Source organism: Streptomyces sp. NPDC060027 (assembly GCF_042737005.1).
In the GTDB taxonomy this organism is placed as follows: domain Bacteria; phylum Actinomycetota; class Actinomycetes; order Streptomycetales; family Streptomycetaceae; genus Streptomyces.
This window is the reverse complement of sequence record NZ_JBHWVI010000040.1, coordinates 1-21,544: the sequence shown is the minus strand read 5'-3', so window position 1 is coordinate 21,544 and position 21,544 is coordinate 1. Positions and strand designations below refer to the sequence as shown.

15 protein-coding genes and 2 pseudogenes are annotated in these 21,544 nt (G+C 72.8%); 13 read left to right on the top strand and 4 right to left on the bottom strand.

The annotated features are described in order from the left end of the window. The first annotated feature begins 69 nt into the window (after positions 1–69). The 7 genes from ACFWBT_RS13300 to ACFWBT_RS13270 all read left to right on the top strand — a co-directional run bounded on the left by ACFWBT_RS13300 (position 70) and on the right by ACFWBT_RS13270 (position 10,864). Positions 70–1,254, top strand: coding sequence for an ROK family glucokinase (locus ACFWBT_RS13300; RefSeq protein ID WP_385699079.1), 1,185 nt, complete (start codon positions 70–72; stop codon positions 1,252–1,254). Continuing rightward, on the top strand, positions 1,251–1,832 hold the full coding sequence (locus ACFWBT_RS13295; protein ID WP_385699077.1) for a sugar kinase: 582 nt from the start codon (positions 1,251–1,253) through the stop codon (positions 1,830–1,832). Before ACFWBT_RS13300 ends, ACFWBT_RS13295 begins: the two co-directional genes overlap by 4 nt. A gap of 206 nt (positions 1,833–2,038) precedes the next feature. Further along, positions 2,039–5,032, top strand: a complete 2,994-nt coding sequence (locus tag ACFWBT_RS13290) for a DEAD/DEAH box helicase (RefSeq protein WP_385699074.1) — start codon at positions 2,039–2,041, stop codon at positions 5,030–5,032. Continuing rightward, on the top strand, positions 5,029–7,797 hold the full coding sequence (locus ACFWBT_RS13285) for an SWIM zinc finger family protein (protein ID WP_385699071.1): 2,769 nt from the start codon (positions 5,029–5,031) through the stop codon (positions 7,795–7,797). The genes ACFWBT_RS13290 and ACFWBT_RS13285 overlap by 4 nt, the downstream gene beginning before the upstream one ends. Positions 7,798–7,992: 195 nt before the next feature. Continuing rightward, positions 7,993–9,288, top strand: coding sequence for a 4-carboxymuconolactone decarboxylase (gene pcaC / locus ACFWBT_RS13280; RefSeq protein ID WP_385699068.1), 1,296 nt, complete (start codon positions 7,993–7,995; stop codon positions 9,286–9,288). 60 nt (positions 9,289–9,348) lie between these two features. Next, positions 9,349–9,984 carry an MBL fold metallo-hydrolase gene (locus ACFWBT_RS13275; protein WP_385699066.1) on the top strand — a complete coding sequence of 212 codons (636 nt, stop codon included), beginning with the start codon at positions 9,349–9,351 and terminating at the stop codon, positions 9,982–9,984. Positions 9,985–10,084: 100 nt separating this feature from the next. Beyond that, a complete protein-coding gene (locus ACFWBT_RS13270) occupies positions 10,085–10,864 on the top strand; it encodes an exodeoxyribonuclease III (protein ID WP_385699063.1) in 780 nt (259 codons plus the stop codon). Between the two features lie 122 nt (positions 10,865–10,986). Here ACFWBT_RS13270 and ACFWBT_RS13265 read toward each other — a convergent pair. Continuing rightward, a pseudogene (locus tag ACFWBT_RS13265) lies at positions 10,987–11,190 on the bottom strand (hypothetical protein); the annotation flags it as partial. 334 nt (positions 11,191–11,524) lie between these two features. Between ACFWBT_RS13265 and ACFWBT_RS13260 the strand changes: the two are divergent. From ACFWBT_RS13260 to ACFWBT_RS13250, 3 genes and pseudogenes are all read left to right on the top strand, one after another. After that, positions 11,525–11,965 carry a DUF6278 family protein gene (locus ACFWBT_RS13260; protein ID WP_385699060.1) on the top strand — a complete coding sequence of 147 codons (441 nt, stop codon included), beginning with the start codon at positions 11,525–11,527 and terminating at the stop codon, positions 11,963–11,965. Between the two features lie 167 nt (positions 11,966–12,132). After that, complete coding sequence (locus ACFWBT_RS13255) at positions 12,133–12,876, top strand: amino acid ABC transporter ATP-binding protein (RefSeq protein WP_385699057.1); 744 nt, start codon at positions 12,133–12,135, stop codon at positions 12,874–12,876. 361 nt (positions 12,877–13,237) lie between these two features. Continuing rightward, positions 13,238–13,486: pseudogene (locus ACFWBT_RS13250) on the top strand (amino acid ABC transporter permease); the annotation flags it as partial. 48 nt (positions 13,487–13,534) lie between these two features. Here ACFWBT_RS13250 and ACFWBT_RS13245 read toward each other — a convergent pair. Both ACFWBT_RS13245 and ACFWBT_RS13240 read right to left on the bottom strand, forming a co-directional pair. Continuing rightward, positions 13,535–15,109 (bottom strand): CocE/NonD family hydrolase, encoded by a 1,575-nt coding sequence (locus tag ACFWBT_RS13245; protein WP_385699055.1) that lies wholly within the window; start codon positions 15,107–15,109, stop codon positions 13,535–13,537. 168 nt (positions 15,110–15,277) lie between these two features. Next, a complete protein-coding gene (locus ACFWBT_RS13240) occupies positions 15,278–16,084 on the bottom strand; it encodes a hypothetical protein (RefSeq protein WP_385699053.1) in 807 nt (268 codons plus the stop codon). A gap of 103 nt (positions 16,085–16,187) precedes the next feature. Between ACFWBT_RS13240 and ggt the strand changes: the two genes are divergently transcribed. Continuing rightward, positions 16,188–17,999 (top strand): gamma-glutamyltransferase, encoded by a 1,812-nt coding sequence (ggt, locus tag ACFWBT_RS13235; RefSeq protein WP_385699051.1) that lies wholly within the window; start codon positions 16,188–16,190, stop codon positions 17,997–17,999. A 62-nt stretch (positions 18,000–18,061) separates the two neighbouring features. Here the strand turns inward: ggt and map are convergent, their stop codons facing one another. Continuing rightward, positions 18,062–18,829 carry a type I methionyl aminopeptidase gene (gene map, locus ACFWBT_RS13230; protein WP_385699049.1) on the bottom strand — a complete coding sequence of 256 codons (768 nt, stop codon included), beginning with the start codon at positions 18,827–18,829 and terminating at the stop codon, positions 18,062–18,064. A 32-nt stretch (positions 18,830–18,861) separates the two neighbouring features. On the opposite strand from map, the gene ACFWBT_RS13225 reads away from it, so the two are divergent. Further along, the gene (locus ACFWBT_RS13225) at positions 18,862–19,116 is read left to right on the top strand and encodes a helix-turn-helix domain-containing protein (protein WP_266763772.1); all 255 of its coding nucleotides are present in this window, start codon (positions 18,862–18,864) and stop codon (positions 19,114–19,116) included. A gap of 425 nt (positions 19,117–19,541) precedes the next feature. Beyond that, entirely contained in the window at positions 19,542–21,524 is a 1,983-nt protein-coding gene (locus ACFWBT_RS13220; protein WP_385699046.1) for a hypothetical protein, read from the top strand. Positions 21,525–21,544 lie beyond the last annotated feature (20 nt).

Here is a 21,544-nt window from a genome sequence, read left to right as displayed (position 1 = left end):
ACACGGGTCACGCGCGTCCCCGCGCTTCCACGGTGCGGCCCCGGTGCGGCGTAGGGCAGAATCGGCGCGATGAGCACCTACCGCGACCTCGCGCTCCCCCGAGCTCTCGGCTCCGCTCGAGCGGGGGGCACCCCCATCGACTCCGCGCGGGCCACCGTCCTGCGGACCGTGGGGACACGCGAGCGCCGTTCCCATCTGACGGCACCCCGCGTCCCCACCGTCGGCATCGACATCGGCGGCACGAAGGTGATGGCGGGCGTCGTGGACGCCGACGGCAACATCCTGGAGAAGGTCCGCGCCGAGACGCCGGACAAGTCCAAGAGCCCCAAGGTCGTCGAGGACACCATCGTCGAACTGGTGCTGGACCTCTCCGACCGGCACGACGTGCACGCCGTCGGCATCGGCGCGGCCGGCTGGGTCGACGCGGAGCGCAACCGCATCCTGTTCGCCCCCCACCTGTCCTGGCGCAACGAGCCGCTGCGCGACCGCCTCGCGGGGCGGCTCGCCGTACCCGTCCTGGTCGACAACGACGCCAACGCCGCCGCCTGGGCCGAGTGGCGCTTCGGCGCCGGGCGCGGCGAGGACCACCTCGTGATGATCACGCTCGGTACCGGCATCGGCGGCGCGATCCTGGAGGACGGCCAGGTCAAGCGCGGCAAGTTCGGTGTCGCCGGCGAGTTCGGCCATATGCAGGTCGTGCCCGGCGGCCACCGCTGCCCGTGCGGCAACCGCGGCTGCTGGGAGCAGTACAGCTCCGGCAACGCGCTGGTCCGCGAGGCCCGCGAGCTCGCCGCCGCCGACTCCCCGGTGGCGTACGGGATCATCGAGCACGTCAAGGGCAACATCGGGGAGATCACCGGCCCGATGATCACCGAGCTGGCCCGCGAGGGGGACGCCATGTGCGTCGAACTCCTCCAGGACATCGGGCAGTGGCTCGGCGTCGGCATCGCCAACCTGGCAGCCGCCCTCGACCCCTCCTGCTTCGTCATCGGCGGCGGTGTCAGCGCGGCCGACGACCTGCTGATCGGCCCCGCGCGCGAGGCCTTCCGCCGGCACCTCACGGGCCGCGGCTACCGCCCTGAGGCACGGATCGCGCGCGCCCAGCTCGGCCCCGAGGCCGGCATGGTCGGCGCCGCCGACCTCGCACGCCTGGTCGCCCGCCGCTTCCGGCGCGCCAAGCGCCGCCGCGTGGAGCGCTACGAACGGTACGAGCGCTACGCCGAGTCCCGTCGCACCAACCAGGAGTCGCTGTGACGGCCTCGCTGCCACGCCAGGCGTCGCCCCCGGACGAGCCGCGGCGGCCGCCGGAGGACCCGCGCCACAAGGTCCGCCGCCGCGCCCTGACGCTGCTGATCATCGTGCTGCTCATCGGCGTACCGGCCGGCTACCTGGTGATCTCCGCCAACCAGAGCCGCGACAGCGGCAAGGACAAGGAGGAGAAGTACTCGGCGACCGGCCTCACCTCGGGCTGGCCCTCACGCGTCCAGCGCCGCCTCTACCAGGTGCCCATCCCGGGCAGGTCCACCGACGTCGCGTACTACGAGACGAACAACTGGAAGACCAGCCGGCTGTACGTCCAGTTCGGCACGAACGAGGCGGGTCTCGACAAGTTCCTCGCGGGCGTCGGCACCAGCCGTGACGCCCTGGAGAAGGGCGACGTCACCATCAGCGGCCGCGACCAGAAGGTCGTCGGCTGGGAGTTCACGGGACCCGGTCCCTGGTGGGGACTCGTCCACAAACAGAAGGATCCCGCGCCCACCCAGGACATCGTCGTGAACCGCTCCGAGCCCGGACACCCCATGGTGTACGTCGTCTCGCGCACGATCCCGTAGCCCGTAGCCCGTAGCCCGTAGCCCGTAGCCCGTAGCCCGTAGCCCGTAGCCCGCACCCGCCCCGGTCGCGTCCCGAGGCGCGGGTGACCCGGCCCGCCCCGGACGGCCCGCGCCCGCGCGGCACGGCCGTGGGAGCCGATTGTCAGACCCCGCCCGTAGAGTCGAAGACAACTGATTCGACCGAGGGGCGGGAGGTGACCGGGCGTATGCGGGACGGGGTGGACGTGATGGCCGAGCGGGTGCGTTCCACGGGGGCGCTCCCGGCACGGGCACGCTCCGCGTCCGCGGCGGATCCCTCGGCGCGGGAGCTCACCGAGCGGCCGCTTCCCGGCGAGCCGCCCTCCGTGCGGCTCGCCGCCGTCTTCCTGCCCGCGCCGCTGCCCCGCGAGGGACGGTTCGCGTTCTGGGACCCGGAGGGCGACCCACTGCCCACCGAGGACCACGGGGGGAGCGGGCCGACGGGGGAGCACCCCGAAGGCGCGTCGTCGGCCGCACACCGCGCGGGAGCGTCCCCGCGCGACCACACCGAACTGACGGTCGTACGACCGCACGGCTCAGGAGTCCGCAGGGGCACCGTGCCCGCCCTGACGCTCTCCGTCGGCGAAGCCCTGCCGCTGCTCGCGGGGGCCCGCCGGAACCCCGCGGCGCATCCCGCCACCGCCTGCTGGGGTGCCGCCGCCCTGCACGCGCTGCGCCTCGTCGCGCGCGGGCGACTGCTGCCCGGGCTGACCCCCGACGGCTTCGACTCCTGGCGCGCCGGCCCGCTGGACCAGGACGACATCGCCCACCTGAGGTCGGTCGCCGCGGCCCTCCCGTACGAAGGACACGCCGTACCACTGCCCGGCAAGGGACCGGTCCGGCTGCCCGAGCCGGAAGCCCTGATGCGCTCCTTCCTGGACGCCGTCGCCGACACACTGCCACGCACCCCGGCCGCGCCGTACACCTCCGGCAGACCCTTCGCGGCGCGCGAGCCGCAGCGGCTGGCCGGCGCCCACGACTGGGCCGCCGAGGTCGCCGCGGGCATGGACGCGGGCGTACGGATCTCGCTGCGCCTGGACCTGTCCGCCCACCAGCTCTTCGACGACGGCGAGGGAGCGCGCCGCGCGGGCGCCGCCGTCGTCCAGGTGCACAGCCTCGCCGACCCCACCCTCGTCGTCGACGCCGCCGCCCTGTGGGCCGGGGACGCCGACGAGGTCTTCGGACCCCGCGCGCGCGTCGACGCCGCCCTCGCCGTCCGTCGCGCCGCCCGGGTCTGGCCACCCCTGGACCGCCTGTCCGAACAGGACGCGCCCGATGTGCTCGCCCTCTCCGAGGAGGAGCTGTCGGATCTGCTCGGGGTCGCGGCGACCCGCCTCGGCGCCGCCGGTGTCGCCGTGCACTGGCCCCGGGACCTGGCCCACGACCTGAGCGCCGCCGCGGTGGTGCGCCCCGCGCCGGGGTCGGCGACCGACGGGACCGGATTCTTCGAGAGCGAGGAACTCCTCCAGTTCCGCTGGCAGTTGGCCCTCGGCGGAGATCCGCTCAGCGAGGCCGAGATGGACGCCCTGGCCGAGTCCCACCGGCCGGTCGTCCGGCTGCGCGACCAGTGGGTCCTGGTCGACCCGGCACTCGTCCGCAAGGCCCGCAAGCGCGAACTGGGCCTGCTCGACCCCGTCGACGCCCTCTCCGTAGCGCTCACCGGAACCGCCGAGGTCGACGGCGAGACGGTCGAGGCGGTGCCGGTCGGCGCGCTGGCCGCGCTGCGCGACCGCCTCACGGCGGGCGTGACCCCCGTCGAGCCGCCCCCCGGCCTGGATGCCCGCCTGCGGGACTACCAACTCCGCGGCCTCGCCTGGCTGGACCTCATGACCTCCCTCGGGCTCGGCGGCTGCCTCGCCGACGACATGGGACTCGGCAAGACCGTCACGCTCATCGCGCTCCACCTGCGGCGGTCCCGCAGCGAACCGACCCTGGTGATCTGCCCCGCGTCGCTCCTCGGCAACTGGCAGCGGGAGATCACCCGTTTCGCGCCCGGCGTCCCGGTGCGCCGCTTCCACGGCCCCGACCGCACCCTCGAAGGTCTCGACGGCGGCTTCGTCCTCACCACGTACGGCACGATGCGGTCGGCCGCCCCCCACCTCGCCGACCAGCCCTGGGGCATGGTCGTCGCCGACGAGGCACAGCACGTCAAGAACCCCTACTCGGCGACGGCGAAGGCGCTGCGGACGATCCCGGCCCCCGCGCGCGTGGCACTGACCGGCACACCCGTGGAGAACAACCTCTCCGAGCTGTGGGCCCTGCTGGACTGGACGACCCCGGGGCTGCTCGGCCCCCTCAAGTCCTTCCGCGCCCGGCACGCGCGCGCCGTGGAGAACGGCGAGGACGACGAGGCCGTGGCCCGACTGGCCCGGCTGATCCGCCCGTTCCTGCTCCGCCGCAAGAAGTCAGACCCCGGAATCGTCCCCGAACTCCCGCCCAAGACGGAGACGGACCACCCCGTCCCGCTGACCCGGGAACAGGCCTCGCTCTACGAAGCGGTCGTCCGCGAGTCCCTGCTGGCGATCGAGACCACCGACGGCATCGCCCGCAGGGGACTGGTCCTCAAGCTCCTGACCTCCCTCAAACAGATCTGCAACCACCCGGCGCTCTTCCTGAAGGAGGACGCGCAGGCCGCCGCGCACGGCCCCTCCGCCCGCTCCGGCAAACTGGCCCTGCTCGACGAGCTGTTGGACACACTGCTCGCCGAGGACGGCTCCGCACTGGTCTTCACGCAGTACGTGGGCATGGCCCGCCTCATCACCGCGCACCTGACCGCCCGCGCCGTCCCCGTCGAGCTTCTGCACGGCGGCACACCGGTCGCCGAGCGCGAACACATGGTGGACCGCTTCCAGAGCGGGGCGACCCCGGTCCTCGTGCTGTCCCTCAAGGCCGCAGGCACCGGCTTGAACCTCACCCGCGCGGGCCATGTCGTGCACTTCGACCGCTGGTGGAACCCCGCGGTCGAGGAGCAGGCCACCGACCGCGCGTACCGCATCGGCCAGACCCAGCCCATCCAGGTCCACCGCCTCATCACCGAGGGCACGGTGGAGGACCGCATCGCCGAGATGCTCGAAGCCAAGCGAGCCCTCGCCGACGCGATCCTCGGCTCCGGCGAGGCTTCCCTGACGGAACTGACCGACCGCGAGCTGTCGGACCTCGTATCGCTCCGGAGGCAGGCATGAGCGGCACCGAGGGGGAGGAGCGTCGCTCTTCGGAGGCCGGGAGCGGCGAGCGGGCCGACGGCGCCGACCGGCCACGTCCCGTGACCGGGGACCGGCCGGCCGACGAGGCTCGTCGGGCGTTGCGTGCCGCCCGGGAGAAGGAGCGTGAGGGGAGGGACGGACGGGACGCGCGCGAGACTCCGGCGGCTGACGGGCACGCGGGTGCGCGCGCCGCGCGGGAAGCGGTGACGGGTACGTCGTCCATCTCGTCCACCCGGCCTTCGGCTCCCGCTTCCCCCACGGCGCCCACGGTGCCCGAGGAGGCGCCCGCTCCGGGAAACAGGCCGAGCGACGCGGCCCGCGAGGCCCTGCGACGGGCGACCGCGGCAGCGAAGGCCGCCGGTGCCGGTGCCGCTGACGGGACCGGCGTCCGGGGCGGCGAGAGTGCAGGTTCGGACGCGTACTCGTACGCGGGTGAGGACACCGACGCCGATGCGGATTCCGACCCCGAGACCGACGCCGAGACCGACCCCGACGCCGAGACCGACCCCGATACGGGTGCCGGTGCTCGCGTGCGTGGTGTGCGTGACGTGGGCGATGTGCCGCTTCCCGCATCCGGCGGTGCTGCCGAGGCCGGCTCGGGTCAGCGCCCTGCACGCCTCTCCCACTCCGCCGAGATCTGGCGGGAGCCCGAGGAAGGGACGGAGCCTCCGTCGGCCGGCCGTTCCGGCACGGGGACCGCGGGAGGCGCACGCCCTGGTGACATCGCCCGCGAGGCATTGCGTGCCGCGCGGGACGAGGCGAGGCGAGTTCGGACGGAGGGGACGGAGAGGACGGAGGGCGACGGGGGAGGAGCGACAGCAGCCTCGGGCAAGGGAGTCGGCTCACGGCGCCGGTCCGCCAGGACGTCATCGACCGGCTCCCGGGGGCGACGGAGTCCTGTCGACCCCGCGAACACGGAGCGGGAGTCCCGGGCGCAGGAACTGCGCGATCTGCTCGCGGGTGCCTTCCAGCTGCCCCCCGACGTGGCCGCCGTCACCGGACACCCGGCGCAGCCCGCCGACACCGGGGCGGCGCACCCCGCCGACGCCACCGGCGAGGCCACTCGTGACCGGGGCCACGGGGAACTCGCGCACCCCGCGGCCGAGAGCGACACCAGGGCGGCCACCGACTCCTTCACCTCGGGATCTCGCGACCCCGAGCCTTTCACCACCGACTCCTTCGCCGCCGACTCCTTCACCCCCGGGTCCCTCCGCCCAGGATCTCTCGACCCAGGGTCCCTCGACCCGGCGTTCCTCCACGATGAGGCGGCCTCGCACCCGGAGTCCCTCACCGCTCGGCCCACGCCGTCCGAGACCGCCCGCGAGACCGCCCCCGAGACCGCCCCCGAGATCGCCCCCGAGGCGACGCCCGAGCCGCGCAGGGCCCACCCCGCTCACCACGCGCCGGCAGACGCCCACACCCCGGTCGGCACCACCGGCAGACAAGCCGCCGCCGTCCCCGCCGAGCGGCTTCCCCGTTCCATGGCGTCCCCCGGCCGTGACGGTGAGTTGCGCCGTACGTTCCCGCGCTTCCCCGCGCGGGTTCCGGAGGCCGACGGGTTCGCGGAGACGTGGTGGGGCAACGCATGGGTCAGGGCGTTGGAGGAAGGGGCGCTGGACGCGGCGCGGCTGGCGCGCGGGCGGACGTATGCCGGGCAGGGGTACGTCGACGCCATCACCGTCACCCCGGGCCTGGTGCTCGCGTATGTGCACGGCAGCCGCCCGCGGCCGTACCGCGTCCAGGTGCGCGTGCGGACGCTGGCCGACGACGACTGGGACCGCTTTCTCGACGCGGCCGCCGAGCGCCCCGGACACATCGCCGCGCTGCTCGACAAGGAGATGCCCCGGTCGCTCGCGGACTGCGGTGTCGACCTGCTCCCCGGTCCCGGCGAACTCGAACCGCACTGCAGCTGCCCGGACTTCGGCCACCCCTGCAAGCACGCGGCCGCGCTCTGCTATCAGATGGCGCGGCTGCTGGACCAGGATCCGTTCGTCCTGCTGCTGTTGCGCGGCCGTGGTGAACGCGAGCTGCTGGACGCGCTGTCCCGGCGCAACGCCGCCCGCGCGGCCCGCGCCGCCCAGGAGCGGGAACCGGCACCGCTGCCCGGCGTGCGCGCCCGCGACGCCGTCGCACGGCGCGTGCTGCCGCCTCTCCCCGCCCCGCTGCCGCCGCCCGCGCATCCCGAGCAGCCGCCGACCTACCCGGGCGCGCCGGGCGGCCCGGACCCGTTCGCGCTGGATCAGTTGGCCACGGACGCGGCCGCCCGCGCGCACGCGCTGCTCACCTCGGGCCGCGATCCCGTCGCGGAGCTGACGCTCTGGCAGGACGCGGTGCGTATCGCGGCGGCCCGCCCCGGTTCGGGTCTCACCGCCGCCACCCGTGCCCTCTACTCCTCGCTCGCCTCCGCGACCGGTCGTACGCCGGCGGACCTCGCGCGGGCCGTCGCGGCCTGGCGGCAGGGCGGGTTCGAGGCGCTCAGCGTGCTCGAGGAACCCTGGGACCCCCCGGCGGGCCGGTTCGACCGGGCCCGGCCGCTGCTGCTGGCCGCCGACCTCCCGGCCTTCCGCCCCTGGCGCAACCACCTCACCCACCCGCGCGGCGACGCCCAGCTCCGCCTCGGCCGGAACGGCCTGTGGTACGCCTACGAGTCCGAGCCGGGCCACGACGACTGGTGGCCCCGCGGCACCCCCGACCTCGATCCGGTCGGCGCGCTGACGGGCCTGGGCGCACCGGGCGAGTTCTGACGCGGACCGGATTCTCGGGTCGCTCTACGTCGGTCCGACTCGGTCCAACTCGGTCCGAGCCGGTCGGAGTCGGTCCGGTGGACCCGCCACGAGTGCTCCGACCAGGGCTTGGACGCATGTGGCGGACCCGTGTGGGCGCCGTGGACGAATGGGCCCCATTTCCTCCCGGACAGGGGCGGAAGTTAGCGTGGGGCGGTGAGTGAGACGAAGACCCCTGCCCTTCAGTACCGCATCGACGGCCCGGAAGACGCCCCCGTCCTCATACTCGGACCCTCGCTCGGCACCACCTGGCACATGTGGGACAGGCAGGTCCCGGAGCTCGCGAAGAGCTGGCGGGTCTTCCGCTTCGACCTGCCGGGACACGGCGGGGCCCCCGCGTATCCGGCCGGATCGGTGTCCGAACTCGCCGGGCGGCTGCTCGCCACGCTCGACCAGCTCGGTGTCGGGCGTTTCGGGTACGCGGGCTGCGCGTTCAGCGGAGCCCTCGGGATCGAGCTGGCGCTGCGCTGTCCGGAGCGGATCGCCTCCCTCGCGCTGATCGCCGCCTCGCCCCGGTTCGGCACGGCCGACGAGTTCCGGCAGCGCGGGGTGATCGTCCGATCGAACGGGCTCGACCCGATCGCCCGTACCTCGCCCGAACGCTGGTTCACGAGCGGCTTCGTGGCGGCCCAGCCCGCGATCACCGAGTGGGCCGTGCAGATGGTGCGTACCACCGACCCCGGCTGCTACATCGCTGCCTGCGAGGCGCTCGCCGCCTTCGACGTGCGGGCCGAACTGGGCATGGTCGGTGTGCCCACGCTCGTCCTGGTCGGCTCCGACGACCAGGTCACCGGGCCCGCGGAGGCGCGGACCCTGGTCGCCGGGATACCGGACGCCCGGCTCGCGGTCGTGCCCGGTGCCTCGCACCTGGTTCCCGTGGAGCAACCGGCGGCCGTCACGGATCTGCTCGTACGGCACTTCTCCACGGCCTGGCAGCCCGCCTTCGACTCGTCCACCGGTCAGATGGCGGTCCAGGTCGCGCCGGCGCCGTCCCTCGCGGTCGTTCCGCCGCAGGCCGGGCCCTTCGCCGAGATCGCCCCGGCCGTCGTACCGCCCGAGGTGATGGGGCGGCCCGATCCCTACGACGCCGGGATCAAGGTGCGGCGCGAGGTGCTGGGAGACGCGCACGTCGACCGGGCGCTGGCCTCGGCGGACGAGTTCTCCGGGGACTTCCAGGAGTTCATCACGCGGTACGCGTGGGGCGAGATCTGGGACCGGCCCGGGCTCGACCGGCGCTCGCGCAGCTGTGTCACGCTCACCGCCCTGGTCGCGGGCGGCCACCTCGACGAGCTCGCCTTCCACACCCGCGCCGCCCTGCGCAACGGTCTGACCCCCGTGGAGATCAAGGAAGTCCTGCTCCAGACGGCCGTGTACTGCGGTGTGCCGGCCGCGAACAGCGCGTTCAAGGTGGCGCAGCAGGTCATCCGCGAGGAGACGACACCCGAGGAGTGAGCGGGCGGTGAGGTCCGCAGGAGTCCTGCCTCCGCACGGGTGCGGGGGCAGGATGGACCCATGAAGCTCACGAAGAAGTCGCACGCCTGCGTCCGTCTCGAGAAGGACGGGCGGACGCTCGTCATCGACCCCGGCGGTTTCAGCGAGACGGACGCAGCTCTGGGCGCGGACGTCCTTCTCGTCACGCACGAGCACCCGGACCACTTCGACGAGGAGAGGCTGCGGGCGGCCATGGAGGCGAACCCGGCGGCCGAGATCTGGACGCTGCGCTCGGTGGCGGAGAAGGTCTCCGCCGCCTTCCCCGGCCGGGTGCACACCGTCGGCCACGGCGACACGTTCACCGCCGCCGGTTTCGACGTCCAGGTGCACGGCGAGCTGCACGCCGTGATCCACCCGGACATCCCCCGCATCACCAACGTCGGCTATCTCGTCGACGGCGGCCGCGTCTTCCACCCCGGCGACGCCCTCACCGTCCCCGACCTGCCGGTCGAGACGCTGATGCTGCCGGTGATGGCCCCGTGGAACAAGATCTCCGAGGTCATCGAGTACGTCCGCGAGGTCAAACCGCAACGCGCGTACGACATCCACGACGCCCTGCTCACGGACCTGGCCCGGCCGATCTACGACCGCCAGATCGGCGCCCTCGGCGGCTCCGAGCACCTGCGGCTCACGCCGGGGGCGTCGGCGGAGGTCTGAGCCGGCCGTGTGCGAACCGGCGGTTCTCCCGCGCTGTCCGGGCGGCGCCCGGGTGTCTGCGGCGGACCCGTTGTCGTACCCGCCCGGTAGGTTGTGAGGCATGCGCATCGCCACCTGGAACGTGAACTCGATCACCGCCCGTCTCCCGAGGCTGCTGGCCTGGCTGGAGAGCAGCGGCACGGACGTGCTGTGCCTCCAGGAGGCCAAGGTCGCCGCCGAGCAGTTCCCGGTCGAACAGCTGCGCGAGCTGGGCTATGAGTCCGCCGTGCACGCCACGGGCCGGTGGAACGGCGTGGCGGTGATCTCGCGCGTCGGCCTGGAGGACGTGGTCGAGGGCCTCCCCGGTGACCCCGGGTACGAGGGTGTGGAGGAGCCCCGGGCCGTCTCCGCGACCTGCGGCCCGGTCCGCGTCTGGTCGGTGTACGTGCCGAACGGCCGCGAGGTGGACCACGCCCACTACGCGTACAAGCTCCAGTGGTTCGAGGCCCTGCGTGCCGCGGTCGCGGGCGACGCGGCGGGCAGCCGGCCCTTCGCGGTGATGGGCGACTACAACGTGGCCCCGACGGACGACGACGTCTACGACGTGGCGGCGTTCGAGGGCCTGACCCATGTCACGCCCGCCGAGCGCGCCGCGCTGGCCGCCCTGCGCGAGACGGGCCTGACGGACGTGGTCCCGCGCCCCCTCAAGTACGAGCACCCGTACACCTACTGGGACTACCGCCAGCTCCGCTTCCCGAAGAACCGCGGTATGCGCATCGACCTCGTCTACGGCAACGAAGCGTTCTCGACGGCGGTCAAGGACGCGTACGTCGACCGCGAGGAGCGCAAGGGCAAGGGCGCCTCGGACCACGCGCCGGTCGTCGTGGACCTGGACGTCTAGGCCCCGACCCGTCCGCTCCTCGGCGTGGCACCCGACCAGTCCGTGCCCCGACCAGTCCGTGCCTCGGCGTGGCCGCGTCCGCGGCACGGCGTGGCCGGGCGATGTCCGGACTCCGCGGATCTTCACGGCTGGAAGCCGTCCTCACCCGACCGGACTTCATGGGGAGCGGCGCATCGGTTCGCCCGCCCGCTCCGGCTGGACCACCGTCTCGCGCGGCCCACCGTCTCGCCCGGCCCGAACTCCCGCGGACACGGCTTGATGTCGAGCACCGGAGTGCCGTCGACGGCGTCCAGCCCGACCACATGGAGATCGAGACCGTCCGTCCTTCCGCCGTCGCCCGCCGGGGCGGTCCCCGGCGCTCTCGTCGACCGACCGCACGGCGTTCCGTACGGGCAACTCCCTTTCCGTGGCGCGCTGTACGGCCGGCGAAGCGCGCAAGCCAACACGCGTGGAAATCATGCCGCGTTGAACCCTGTGGACGAGGAACCCGCCCGGCAAGGGTGCGCCTCGCCCGGCCGGGGAAGACCTGCGGGAGGTCCGGGTCGCGGTCCGATGGGCGGCGCGATTCGCCCCATTTCGTGATGAACTGCCGCAAGATACATTCTTGTCACCTGCCGGGAACGCGGAGCTTCGGCGATCGCACCCACGGAGAGGCCGGTCATGAACATCCCCTTCTTGGACAAGTGGCGCAAGCGGCATCCGGTGCGGCGGGACCAGGCCCTCGCCGCCGTCTTCGAGGACGATCCGGAGGGGGTCGCCGAGTTGCTCTCGGAATGTGAACTGCTCCGCTCCCACGCCGCGGCCGTCGGCCTCGAACTGGACGACACCCCGGCCTCGTTGGCGGCGCTCGACCAGCTCCTGCCGCTGTGGCGCGACGACCCCGAAGCGCTGCCCTGGCTCGGCAACGACGCCGGCCTCTATCTCGGCACGGTCGTGGTGCGCACGGTCCCGGGCGCTGCCTGGCACGTCTGGCCCGGAGGCAGCCCGGCGGTCCGTCTGGCCTCGGGCCGCGAGATCCCGGTCGTCGAGGCCGGACTCGACTGGGCCGTACAGGGCGTCCCCGAGCTGTCCCAGATGTACGCCGAGGCCGCGGAGGCGTAGAGGCCTGGAGGGCCGGGAGGCATCCGGGGGATCGCCGGAGTGTCGTGATCTGCTCGTCACGCAGCCTCAAATACGGTTAATTGCCCTGCGTGCGTGTCGCCCGTTAAGTACCGATTTGCGTCGATAGTTTGCGCTGACCGACACAGCCGAGAGTGGGCAGGACCGGGATGGCCGTCGATCCGTTGATCGAGCTGCACGACGTCAACAAGTACTTCGGGGAGCTGCATGTTCTGCAGGACATCAACCTCACCGTCGGCAAGGGGGAGGTGGTCGTGATCATCGGCCCGTCCGGGTCCGGTAAATCGACGCTGTGCAGGGCGATCAACCGGCTCGAGCCCATCGAGTCGGGGACGATCAAGCTCGACGGACAGCTGCTCCCGGACGAGGGCAAGTCCCTCGCGCGGCTCCGAGCCGAAGTGGGGATGGTCTTCCAGTCCTTCAACCTCTTCGCGCACAAGACGGTCCTGCAGAACGTCTCGCTCGGCCAGACGAAGGTCCGCGGCCGCAAGAAGGAGGAGGCCGACAAGCGCTCACGGGAACTCCTGGACCGGGTGGGCCTCGCCTCCCAGGCCCCGAAGTACCCGGCTCAGCTCTCCGGCGGACAGCAGCAGCGTGTGGCCATCGCCCGCGCGCTCGCCATGGACCCCAAGGTGATGCTGTTCGACGAACCGACCTCGGCGCTCGACCCCGAGATGATCAACGAAGTCCTGGAGGTGATGCAGCAACTCGCGCGCGACGGCATGACCATGGTCGTCGTCACGCACGAGATGGGCTTCGCACGCTCCGCCGCCAACCGTGTCGTCTTCATGTCGGACGGCCGCATCATCGAGGACCGCGCCCCGGAGGAGTTCTTCGTCAACCCGCGCAGCGACCGCGCCAAGGATTTCCTCTCCAAGATCCTCAAGCACTGAGCGGGGAGCGCTCCGCATGATCCGTACCACACGTGTGCCCGCGCGCCCGCGAGCGCTCACCGCACGGCTCGCCGCGGCCACCGCGGGCGCCGCGCCGGACCGTCCGCCCGCCCGGGGACCCGTCCCCGAACAGGTTCCCGACTGCCCGGCCACGCAAGGGATTCAGCACCTGAAGACGCTCACCCCGAAGCGGGCGTGCCGTCGCGCACACCTCATCGCCCGCGCCAAGCAGGCCCAGCCGTACGGTCGTCGCGTCCCGCGCGGTGGCGATGTGTCGATCCTCACCGTCGGGAACCTGCCGTCGGAGCCCGTACTGGCGGTGATCCTCCTGGCCATGACGGCGTGGCAACGGTCCGCGCCCTTCACCTACGAAGAGTTCCTTCCCACCGGGAAGCTGATCGCGGCGAACCTCGACTACGATTTGCCGTTCATCCCCGTGGTGACGGTGATCTCGCCGATCTGCATCGGGATGTGCGTGTTGTTCTCCTGGTCCGCCCCGCGGGCGTCCCGGTGGGAGCGGCGCAGTCCCGAGACCGAGGCCGTGGTGGCTCCGGCCGAACCAGGGACGCTGCTGCCTGGTGGGGTTCCCCCCACAGCCCCGACACCGTAGGGGGAGCAGCAGCTCACAGGGCCAGGCCCGGCCGGCGGCAGCCGGAGATCACTGTTCGCGCAGGGGCACCGACACGTAGGACGGGTCGTGCTCAGGCGAGGAGAAGGTCAGCTGCGCGCCGGACGGGTTGTGCTCGATGTAGAGCGGGTCGACCGTGTCGACCACCAGGGCGAGTCGATGCCCTGCCGGGACGTCGTAGGCCGTGGAGAACAACTTCAGGTCCACACCGAACGGCTTTCCTGGCGTCTGCCCGTGGAAGGTGTACGGCGCGTTGCTGACCAGCTTGCCGAGGCCGAGCGGGCCCACGTCGTAGAGGTAGGCGACGAGGGTGCCGCTCTCCTTGGTACCGGTGACCGTCGTGTGCAACTTGGCGGTTCCGCGGATGTGTTGGGCGCTCGCGTACTTCTCCGACTGCCACACCGCCGCCCAGTAGCGCGGCAGCAGCGGGATCGAGGCGACCGGCGGGATCCGCGTGAGCTGGTCGAGGATGCTGGACAGGAAGATGATCCCGCCGTCCGCGCCCGAGTCGACGTTCGCGTGGATCCTGGTGGTGCCCCCGAGGGCGATCTTCCTCGTGGTCGCGCCGATCGACTTCCAGTCCGGATAGCCTTCGTAGCCGCCTGTGGAGCGGGACTTGAGCTGGACCGGCTGTTCGCGGTCGATCCCGTTGTCCTCGCCCGCCAGATAGCGGTCGAACCAGCGGCCGGTGTCGGTCCACACGTCGTTGGGGAGCCCGAACAGGCCGGTCAGTTCGGCGGTGGCGTGGTCGCCGGGGCGGAACTCCAGCCGCTTGGGCCCGGTCAGCTCCTCGTAGAACGTGGCGTACTGGTTGGGCGAGAAGATCGTGTCGCCCCAGGTGTTGGCCATGAAGACGGCGGCGCCGTTCTTGTTGATCTGGTCGACGTAGGTCGCGGGGGAACGTTTCTTCCCCCACTCGATCAGATCCTGCTCCTTCGACAGGTTCGAGTCGAAGAAGTCCTTGAACACCTGCTGGGTCTCGGCCGCGGGGCGGCCGGTGATGTGCCCGACGCCGTCCAGCAGGGCGGCCGCCTGTACGTGCTCGGTACGGCCGGAGTAGATCGACTCGGTGAGGTCCGCCCAGCCGCTCAGCGCCGCGACCGCCTTGATGCGCTTGTCGTGCGCGGCGGCGAGCAGGCTGATTCCGGCGCCGTAGGACATGCCCGCCACGCCGACCTTGCGTGGATCGGCGGGAGTGTTCGCGAGCGCCCAGTCGATCACCTTGGACACGTCGGCCGTGTCGCGCGGGCCCGCGACCTCGATCTCGCCGCCCGACTGCCAGAAGCCGCGGACGTTGTAACTGACCACCACATAGCCGGAGTTCGCGAGCTTCTGGGCTTGCGCCAGATACTCGACCTGGGGCAGGCCCCAGCTCGTGGGCAGCACGATGAGCGGGTAGGCGCGGGTGCCGTCGGCTCCCGCGGGGGTGACGACATTGCCCTTGAGGGTCGTGCCGCCGTCTCCGGAGATGTCGACGAAGCGGACGCCGCTCGTGCCGCCCGCGGCCTGGGCGGCGGGGGCCAGGCCCAGGCCGGCGGCGGCGATGAGTGTCGCGGAGACGGCACCGACGGCGGTTGTGCGCAGGGGGTTGCGACCGTGTCCCAACGGGTCACTCCTCACTCGGTCAGTGCAAAGTGACCCGACGGTAACCTCGGCGGCCTACCCGAAGTAACCCGTCGGTAAGTTACGTGCGGGTAACGATTGTTGAAGTGTTCATTGCGTGGGATCCGGTCGACCCTGTGTCCGCGCGGGCGGCCGGAAAGCGCGTCGGTGTCATGTACGCCGACGCGAGCGGGTCGTGGTCGGTGCCGCTGGGGTCTTCTCGCCTTCTTCGGGGTCCGGCGTCGTGGGCGGCGGCGTCGGCAGCGGGGTCTGGGCGGCGCGGGTGACGTCCGCGACGACTTCGACGACATCGGGGCCGTACGCCTGGGAATTCACGACCTTGAGGAGCAGTACGAAGCTGCTGTTGCCGTGCTTGCGGGCGAGGCGTGTGTGGTTGCGGGCGAGATAGCGGGTCGCCGCCTGGTTGGTGATCGCGCGCTGGCCGCAGAAGAGGAAGACCGGTCTCGCATCACGGGTCTGTCCCGCGGTCAGCCGGGCGAGGATCACGTACTCGGCCTTGCCCGGTTCCAGGCGGAAGCGCTCGCTGCCGACCTGGAAGGCACCCCGGTCGGGCCCCGGCTCGGAGTCGACGTTGACGCGTATGCCGGGCAGCAGGGAGTGCAGATGCGCGGCCATGCGCCGGTTCGACGCCGGCCCGCCCACACAGAACTCCGTCCGCTCCCCGAAGCCCTGCTGCGTCGCGTCGTGCGCGATGACCTGGGCGTGCGCGCCGCAGTCCTTGATCAGTGCGGACAGTTCGAGAAGCGCGAACACGTCATGGCGCATCACGGTGAGCTCGGGGCCACCCGCCTCGCGGTTCACCACCAGCAGCGACTCGGAGTTGTCGGGCAGTCCGAAGAACGCCTGCTTGCGGCGGAGCTTGCGCTTCCACAGATAGGTACGGGCGAGCCAGCCGAGCGCGGCACTGAGGCCGGTCGCCAGGACGCCGAGGACGATGTTGCGCACGTCGTCATTCATGGGCGCGCATGCTAGCGGGCTCACGAAACGGCGTTCGAGGGGGCCTGACGCGGGCATGCCGGGGAAGTTACGCTGCGCAGACGGTTGTTGACTGGAGGTACGGATGCGTCGCCCTCTTGCGCGGAATCTGGCGGTCTTGGCGGTTTCGGCCGCGGTGGTGTCGGTCGGTGCGGCGGCGCCGCCCGGGCCACCGGCCGCGGTCGCGAAGTCGCCCGCCGCGAAGGTGCCCGTCGCGGTCGGCTACGGCGGCGCGGTGGCGAGCGTCGACGCGGACGCTTCCGCCGCCGGCATCGAGGTCCTGAAGCAGGGCGGCAACGCCGTCGACGCGGCCGTCGCCACGGCGGCGGCCCTCGGCGTCACCGAGCCCTACTCGTCCGGCATCGGCGGGGGCGGCTACTTCGTCTACTACGACGCCAAGTCCCGCACGGTGCGCACGCTCGACGGGCGCGAGACCGCGCCCCTGAGCGCCGACTCCGGGCTGTTCCTGGAGAACGGCAAGCCGCTCGCCTTCGCGGACGCCGTCACCAGCGGGCTGGGCGTGGGCACACCGGGCACACCCGCCACCTGGCAGACGGCCCTGGACGCGTGGGGCAGCAAGCGCCTGGGCAGCGTCCTGAAGCCCGCCGAGCGCATCGCCCGCGCCGGGTTCACGGTCGACGCGACCTTCCGCTCGCAGACCGAGTCCAACCAGGCCCGCTTCAAGAACTTCCCCGACACCGCGAAGCTCTTCCTGCCCGGCGGCTCGCTGCCGGTCGTCGGATCGACCTTCAAGAACCCCGATCTGGCCCGCACGTACGAAGAGCTGGGCAGGAAGGGAGCGGACGCGGTCTACGGCGGCGGCCTCGGCCGGGAGATCGTCCGTACCGTCAACAAGCCGCCCGTGGACCCGGCGTCCGGCTACAACGCCCGCCCCGGCAAGCTGTCCCTGGGCGATCTCGCGGCGTACGAGGCGAAGCGCCAGGCGCCCACCAAGACCTCGTACCGCGGTCTGAAGGTCTACTCGATCGCACCCTCCTCCTCCGGTGGCACCACCGTCGGCGAAGCGCTCAACATCCTGGAGAGGACGGACCTCTCGAAGGCGAGCGAGGCGCAGTATCTGCACCGCTACATCGAGGCGAGCCGGATCGCGTTCGCGGACCGGGGCCGCTGGGTGGGCGACCCGGCCTTCGAGGACGTACCCACCAAGGGCCTGCTCTCGCAGAAGTACGCGGACGGGCGAGCCTGCCTCATCAAGGACGACGCGGTGCTGACGAGCCCGCTCGCGCCGGGCGACCCGAGCCGTCCCGCCGGCTGCACCACCGCGGGCACGGCCGCCCCGACGACGTACGAGGGTGAGAACACGACCCATCTGACGGTGGCCGACAAGTGGGGCAACGTCGTCGCCTACACACTGACCATCGAGCAGACCGGCGGCAGCGGGATCACCGTCCCCGGGCGCGGCTTCATCCTGAACAACGAGCTGACCGACTTCTCCTTCGCGCCGGCGAACCCGGCCGTGCACGACCCCAACCTGCCGGGTCCCGGCAAGCGTCCGCGCTCCTCGATCTCGCCGACCATCGTGCTCGACCGGTACGACAAACCCGTCGTGGCGCTCGGTTCACCGGGCGGCGCGACCATCGTCACCACCGTGCTGCAGACGCTGACCGAGTTCGTCGACCGCGGCCTCCCGCTGGTCGACGCGATCGCCACGCCACGCGCCAGCCAGCGCAACGCCGCCCAGACGGAACTCGAACCCGGCCTGTACGAGAGCCCGTTGAAGGCGCGGCTCGAAGCCATCGGCCACTCCTTCAAGGCGAACCCGGAGATCGGCGCGGCAACGGGCGTCCAGCGCCTCGCGAACGGCAAGTGGCTGGCCGCCGCGGAGAAGGTGCGGCGGGGCGGAGGTTCGGCCATGGTGGTGCGGCCCACGCCGTAGCGATCGTGCCGCGGGGCGGCAGGACTGCCCTTTCGCCCCGCGGCAGTTGACTCCCCGAGAGGTCAGCGCGCCGTCAGGATGCGCGGGCCCGCGTCAGTGATGGCCACCGTGTGCTCGGTGTGGGCCGCTCGGGAGCCGTCGTCGGTGCGCAGCGTCCAGCCGTCGGGGGCCGCGTGATAGCCGTCCGCGCCGCCGCCGATGAGTATGGGCTCGATGGCGAGGACCATGCCGTGCCGCAGGGGCAGTCCGCGGCCCGGACGGCCCTCGTTGGGGACGGGCGGGTCCTCGTGCATCCGGCGGCCCACGCCGTGCCCGCCGAAGCCCTCCGGGATCCCGTACCCCGCCGCGCGGCACACCGTGCCGACGGCGTGCGCGATGTCCCCGACGCGGTTCCCGACGACGGCCGCCTCGATCCCCGCGGCGAGGGCGAGCTCGGCGGTCCGCACGAGCCGCACGTCGGCGGCGCGCGGCTCACCGACGATGAAGCTGATCGCCGAGTCGCCCACCCAGCCGCCCAGTTCGGCGCCGAAGTCGATGGAGACCAGGTCGCCGTCGCGCAGCCGCTGGTCCGTCGGGATGCCGTGCACGATCGCGTCGTTCACGGAGGCGCAGATGACCGCCGGGAAGGGCGTGGGCGCGAAGGAGGGGCGATAGCCGAGGAAGGGTGAGCTCGCGCCCGCGTCGCGCAGGACCTGGTGCGCCACCTCGTCGAGCTCCAGGAGGGAGACGCCCACGTCGGCCGCCTCCCGCACCGCCGTGAGCGCCTTGCCCACGACCTGGCCGGCCGCGCGCATCTCGTCGATCGACGTGTCCGTCTTCAGTTCCACCATGCCAATTACTATACCGGTACTAGAATGGGTCCATGGTGCGAACCCCCCTGACCCCCGAAGAGCGCGAACGCGGCGAGCGGCTCGGCCGGTTGCTGCGTGAGGCCCGCGGCCGTCGCAGCATGGTGGACGTCGCCGGGGTGGCCGGAATCTCCGCGGAGACCCTGCGCAAGATCGAGACCGGGCGCGCGCCCACGCCCGCCTTCTTCACGGTCGCGGCGCTGGCGCGGGCCCTCGGGCTCTCGATGGACGACCTCGTCGTGCGGTGCGCGTTGGTGCCGGTGGTCTGACCGGCCGCCGGGCGCCGTCCGGGTGCCGCACGAGGAGCGGTGTGTCATGCCCCCGTCCGCCGACCCGTTCGGCCGCCTCTGCCGGTCGTCCGCGTCGGTGGCCCCGTGTCTGCCGATGGCCGGGGCGGGCCGACGTCGCCGTTCTGGGGCCGCCCCAAGGTCCGCCGCTCTCCCGGGAGTTCGGCTGCGGGCTCGCGCGCCCCGCGCCGGCCGTCGCGCGCGGGGTGCGATAGGTCCGCTTTCAACAAGTAGATGGGGGAGGGGCGTAGGGTCGCTCGACATCGGCGCGCCCGACGGGGAGTGCGCCGATGCGGTCCCGCCCTGAGGGCTCTGCGTCCGCTCCGAAAACTCCCTGTAGCCGTCCCGTAACACAGTTGGTGTTTTCTACCGGGGCGGAACACTCACGTCGGGCGGGGAGTTGGGTGATGGCTGTAGAACAACTCCCGGGACAGGTACTGGAGTTCGCTAGGTACCTGAACGGGCTGGTGGAACGACTGGACCAGAACGGCGGCTGGTGCGGAGTCTTCTGGCAACGCGATCCCGACGGGATGCGAGCCTGCCTCCAGGGCTGGGAAGTGCCGCCCTGGGACGTCGTGGAGGCGCTCCTGCATGATGTCGGCGCGGAGTTCGGGGAGCGCGCCGCCGCTCAGGAGACCCAACGGGCCCGTGGCCTGCACGACGCCTCGCTGGCCGCGTACGACGCCCGCCCGGGCGGCCGGGACGCCCTCGGTGACCGCCTCGACGTCATGCTCCGCGAACAGCGCTACGCCGCCGAACGCCAGGCCGAACTGGGCGGGCTGCTCCACTCGGCCACCTCCCGGGAAGAGGCCGAGACGATCCGTCTGGACCTCGCCTGGGCCCAGGACGATCACGAACGCGCCACCGCTCGCTGCACCGAACTCCGCCACCGCATGGACATCGTCGACCGTCGCGCCCCGCACACCCGCGCGCAGGACGCGCTGAGCTTTCCGGCCCCCGTCGCCGAGGACGGCGCGTGGGCCGGGCAGCCGGACAACTGGGCGGACCCGTCCGGGACGGGAGGTGCCCGGCGCGGCCCGGAGACGGGTGCTTCCGGCGCGCACCCGAGCGGGCACCCGAGCCTGCAAGCGGGTGGGTACGACACCGGCGCGAGCTCCCTCGACCGGACCCAGGAGCCAGGTCCCGGCGCCCGCCCGAGGGTCCCTGAGCAGGCGGGGCCCGTGTCTCCGCCGGTGGACCACGCACCGGGCGGCGAAGGGGCGTACATCCGGAGCGCCGCGCCCGTCCCGCCGGACGGGTGGACCCCGCCCGGCTCCGGCGCGTACGCCCCGTTCGAACGAACGGCCCCGAGCTCCGGCCCCGACGCGTACGCCCCGAGCTCCGGCGCCGACGCGCACGCCCCGTACGCCGGGCGTGAAGGGCCGTACGTCGGGCCTGAAGGGGCTTACGCTGGGCGGGAAAGCGAGGGAGCCGGACGGGGCGGCAGGGGCGCCGGGCATGACGGGCCCTACTCCGGGCGCGACGGCGGGGGAGTCGCGGGTGAGGGCGGGGGCGCGTCGCGTGTCCCACGACAGCAGCGGGGCGCGACCGACCCGAGCACGAGTCCTGAAGGCGCCTTTGCGCCCCCTGAGCGCGCCGACCGCTCCCAGCCTGCCCCCGACCGCTCCCAGCCCGCCCCCGAGCGCCCCGCGCCGAAACAACGCTCCAAGCGCCGCTCCCGGGGCAGCGCCCGCTTCGCCGGGATGGCGGAGCCGGACGAGGCGCCCACGGCCCTGCCGGAGACGGCGCCTGCGATGCCCGCCCCGGCCGCGCCGAGCAGGCGTACACCGCGCGGCGCACGCTTCGCGGGGGCCGCCGAGGAACCCGTGCGCCCGCGCACGCGGCCGGAGCCGGTGGACGAGGACGCGCGACGGCTCACCGCGGACACCGTCGGGACACTCACGCGGCTGCGCGGCGAAGGCCGCAGCGGCGAGGCGCACGCCCTGCTCGTCGAGGCGGCGTACTGGCCGGCCGCACGATTCCCCCTGCTCGCGGCCGAGCTGCACCGCGCCGGTCTCGACGCGGACTGGGCCACCCTGCTGTGGGAGGCGGCCTCGCTGCCCGCCGACCGCCTGGTCGCCGCGGCCGACGCGCTCACCGCCGCCGGCCGCACCCCCGACGGCCGGCAGCTGCTGCGCCAGGGCGTCTCCCGGCCCGCACCCGAGATCGGGGCCGCCGTACTCGACCTCGTCCACCAGGGCCGTCGGCGTGAGCTCGACGCGCTCCTCGACGCGTACGTCCGTGTGCGCGCCCCCGAGGAGGCCGCCCGCAGCGCCGAGGCGGACCCCCATCGCCTCGTGCCGCTCCTCCTGGAGGCGGCCCGGAGCGTGTCAGACGAATGCCACTGGGACCTGCTCCACGCCCTGCGCGTCGCCGGCCTCACCGCGTGACCGCCGGCTCCGGGCGCGGC

Excerpts from the sequence above, each read along its gene's own strand:
- ggt (WP_385699051.1), top strand. The coding sequence starts at position 16,188 with ATGCGTCGCCCTCTTGCGCGGAATCTGGCGGTCTTGGCGGTTTCGGCC.
- ACFWBT_RS13225 (WP_266763772.1), top strand. The coding sequence starts at position 18,862 with ATGGTGCGAACCCCCCTGACCCCCGAAGAGCGCGAACGCGGCGAGCGG.
- ACFWBT_RS13260 (WP_385699060.1), top strand. The coding sequence starts at position 11,525 with ATGAACATCCCCTTCTTGGACAAGTGGCGCAAGCGGCATCCGGTGCGG.
- ACFWBT_RS13220 (WP_385699046.1), top strand. The coding sequence starts at position 19,542 with ATGGCTGTAGAACAACTCCCGGGACAGGTACTGGAGTTCGCTAGGTAC.
- ACFWBT_RS13240 (WP_385699053.1), bottom strand. The coding sequence starts at position 16,084 with ATGAATGACGACGTGCGCAACATCGTCCTCGGCGTCCTGGCGACCGGC.
- ACFWBT_RS13270 (WP_385699063.1), top strand. The coding sequence starts at position 10,085 with ATGCGCATCGCCACCTGGAACGTGAACTCGATCACCGCCCGTCTCCCG.
- ACFWBT_RS13275 (WP_385699066.1), top strand. The coding sequence starts at position 9,349 with ATGAAGCTCACGAAGAAGTCGCACGCCTGCGTCCGTCTCGAGAAGGAC.
- ACFWBT_RS13290 (WP_385699074.1), top strand. The coding sequence starts at position 2,039 with ATGCGGGACGGGGTGGACGTGATGGCCGAGCGGGTGCGTTCCACGGGG.
- ACFWBT_RS13255 (WP_385699057.1), top strand. The coding sequence starts at position 12,133 with ATGGCCGTCGATCCGTTGATCGAGCTGCACGACGTCAACAAGTACTTC.
- ACFWBT_RS13285 (WP_385699071.1), top strand. The coding sequence starts at position 5,029 with ATGAGCGGCACCGAGGGGGAGGAGCGTCGCTCTTCGGAGGCCGGGAGC.
- map (WP_385699049.1), bottom strand. The coding sequence starts at position 18,829 with ATGGTGGAACTGAAGACGGACACGTCGATCGACGAGATGCGCGCGGCC.
- ACFWBT_RS13300 (WP_385699079.1), top strand. The coding sequence starts at position 70 with ATGAGCACCTACCGCGACCTCGCGCTCCCCCGAGCTCTCGGCTCCGCT.